Genomic DNA, 2,787 nt, shown 5'->3' with positions numbered 1-2,787 from the left:
GGTAATTCCAGGCGACGCGCAGCCAGCCCTTCGCATCCGCACCCTTGCCGCCCAGGTCGACGCCCATGGAGCCGTCGATGCCGTTGGTGGCACCGTCGCGTTGGCTCATGATGCCGCCGTTGGCATTGATGCTGTTCTTGCCTTCGCCGGCGCCGTGCTTGAGCACGATGTTGATGACGCCAGCGATGGCATCGGAGCCGTACTGCGCGGCGGCGCCGTCGCGCAACACTTCGATGTGATCGATCGCGGAGATCGGAATGGAATTGAGGTCGGCGGGTGCGGCCCCGCGGCCGACGGAGTTGTTGTAGTTGACCAGCGCGGACGTGTGGTAGCGCTTGCCGTCGACGAGCACGAGGGTGTCGTCCGGTGAAAGACCGCGCAGGCTCGCGGGCCGGACGGCATCGTTACCGTCGTTGATCGCCGGGCGTGGGAAGTCCAGCGAAGGCAGGAGTCGCCCCAGGGCCGTGGCGAGGTCCGTCGCCCCGCTGGAGGTGAGGTCCTTGGGCGAAAGCACGTCGATCGGCGACAATGATTCCGCTTCGGTCCGGTTGGTGCTGCGGGTACCGGTCACCACGACCTGGTCGAGCTGGCGGGCTTGCTTGGCGTCCGGCGGTGGCGTGCTGTCCTGAGCGTAACCGGGCATCACGATCATGAGTCCGAGGGCAGGGAGCCAGAAGCTGGCCGCCGGCTTGCGTCGAGAGGTCTTGCCTGTCGTCATCGATGGGTCCCCTAGGCGAGCTACGCACGCAGGGCGGGAGTGCCCCGCGGACGCGGTTGGAAAGCCGCGCTGGGATCGACGCTAGGCATTCTCGCTGCGGCGCGTCAACAGATTCGTCACGCGTGCGCCATCATGGGGAAACAAAGGCTTCGATACACCTATTTTCAAGGGCTTGGCATGAAACTGGCTTTTTTCTCCCTATTGGTGCAACGCAAAAGTATTCCGGCGTGAAGCTTACGGGCAGATAATCGCGGGCTGACGTTCAGAGAACCGCCACATGCCCATCTACGAGTTCCAGTGCAAAGCCTGCGGGCACCGCTTCGAGCGGCTGCAGAAGATGTCCGACGCCGATCCCACCGTCTGCCCGAACTGCGGCGAATCGCAGGTGGGCCGCATGCTGAGCGCGCCCCAGTTCCGCCTGGCGGGTGGCGGCTGGTACGAAACGGACTTCAAGAAAGACGGGGACAAGAAGAAAAATCTTGCGGAAGGCTCCTCCGGCGCACCTGCACCGGCTCCCGCCGCGACGCCCGCGGCCGCCCCGGCGCCTGCCCCCGCGGCCCCGCCCGCACCCGCCACCAAAGGCGGTTCCTCCTCGTCCGGATCGGGTAACAGCTGATTCGGCGGGGGAGCCGTCGCCCACCATTCAAAGCCCGTTGCAATTTCTTGCGATAGCGTATGCCCATCCTTGGAATGACAACGGAGTGTGCGTATGCGCGGTGTGCTGGGTGGCCTTGTCCTGGTGGCGATGGCTGTGACGATGGGTTTGGTGTCGCCGGTAGCGCAGGCGCAACGCGGTACGATCGACTGCGGAAGCAGTGATAACAAGCCGGGGCGATGCCCGGTGCGCTGGCGTGATGCGCAGCTGGTTCGCCAGGACTCGAAGGCGGCCTGCGTTCGTGATCGCACCTGGGGCTTCGACCAGAACATCCATGCCATCTGGGTTGACCGGGGTTGCCGCGGCATCTTCGCCGAGGCTGGTGGCTGGGGTGGCGGGCGACCCGGCGGGGAGGGTCGCCCGGGGTGGGGCGACGACCGTCCGCAGCGCACGATCGACTGCGGCAGCCATAACGGCGGCTATGGCCATTGCGATGTCGACACGCGCTACGGGCGGCCGCGCCTGATCCGCCAGGACTCGGACGCGCGGTGCCAGGAAGGCTACAGCTGGGGCGTCGATCGCGACGGCATCTGGGTCGACCGGGGGTGTCGCGGCATCTTCTCCGTGGGCGGTCGCTGAGCCCCGGAACGGGAGGCGGGACCCTGGGGCGTGGTACGATCCGGGGTCTTTTCCCACGAAGCTTCAAGCGCATGCGCAGCCATTTTTGCGGACTCATCGACGAGTCGCTGATCGACCAGAACGTCACCCTTTGCGGATGGGTCAATACCCTGCGCCTGCAAAGCCATGTGGCCTTTGTCGACCTGCGTGATCACGAGGGCGTCGCCCAGGTAGTGATCGAGCGCGAGAACGCCGATGCTTTCGCCGTTGCCGGCGAGCTGGGTTACGAGTATTGCATCCGGGTGACCGGGCAGGTCCGCAAGCGCCTGGCGGCCAACGACAAGTTGAAGACCGGCACCGTCGAGTTGATCGCCGACAAGGTCGAGATCCTCAATGCGGCCCGGGATCTTCCCTTCGCGCTGCATGAAACGCCGAACGAAGACATGCGGATGACCTACCGCCACCTCGATCTGCGCCGTCCGGAAATGCAGCAGATGATGCGCACCCGCACCCGGCTGGTTCGCGAGCTGCGTCGGTATCTGGACAACGCGGGTTTCCAGGACATCGAAACCCCGATCCTGACCAAGGCCACGCCCGAAGGTGCGCGTGACTACCTCGTGCCGAGCCGCGTGCATCCGGGTCAGTTCTACGCGCTGCCGCAGTCGCCCCAGCTGTTCAAGCAGCTCCTGATGATGGCTGGCTTCGACCGCTACTACCAGATCGCCCGTTGCTTCCGCGACGAGGACCTTCGCGCCGACCGCCAACCGGAATTCACCCAGCTCGACCTTGAGTTCGCTTTCGTTGAAGAGCGCGACGTGCAGGATTTCGTCGAGAACCTGATTCGCCATGTGTTCCG

Annotated in this window: 4 protein-coding genes; 3 read left to right on the top strand and 1 reads right to left on the bottom strand. The window is 65.2% G+C overall.

Annotated features, from left to right (window positions below):
• A partial coding sequence (locus AC1DT2_RS20030) for a TonB-dependent receptor plug domain-containing protein (RefSeq protein WP_477298275.1) occupies positions 1-643 on the bottom strand: 643 nt, incomplete at its 3' end.
• A gap of 352 nt (positions 644-995) precedes the next feature.
• Here AC1DT2_RS20030 and AC1DT2_RS20025 point away from each other — a divergent pair.
• From AC1DT2_RS20025 to AC1DT2_RS20015, 3 genes are all read left to right on the top strand, one after another.
• On the top strand, positions 996-1,334 hold the full coding sequence (locus AC1DT2_RS20025) for an FmdB family zinc ribbon protein (RefSeq protein ID WP_477298273.1): 339 nt from the start codon (positions 996-998) through the stop codon (positions 1,332-1,334).
• 93 nt (positions 1,335-1,427) lie between these two features.
• On the top strand, positions 1,428-1,952 hold the full coding sequence (locus AC1DT2_RS20020) for a DUF3011 domain-containing protein (protein ID WP_477298272.1): 525 nt from the start codon (positions 1,428-1,430) through the stop codon (positions 1,950-1,952).
• A 71-nt stretch (positions 1,953-2,023) separates the two neighbouring features.
• On the top strand, positions 2,024-2,787 hold a 764-nt coding region (locus AC1DT2_RS20015), incomplete at its 3' end, for an amino acid--tRNA ligase-related protein (RefSeq protein ID WP_477298270.1).

It is taken from the genome of Luteibacter sp. P4_E6 (assembly GCF_056401535.1).
The sequence above is the reverse complement of the archived record's forward strand: the minus strand, read 5'-3'. Positions and strand labels throughout refer to the sequence as shown.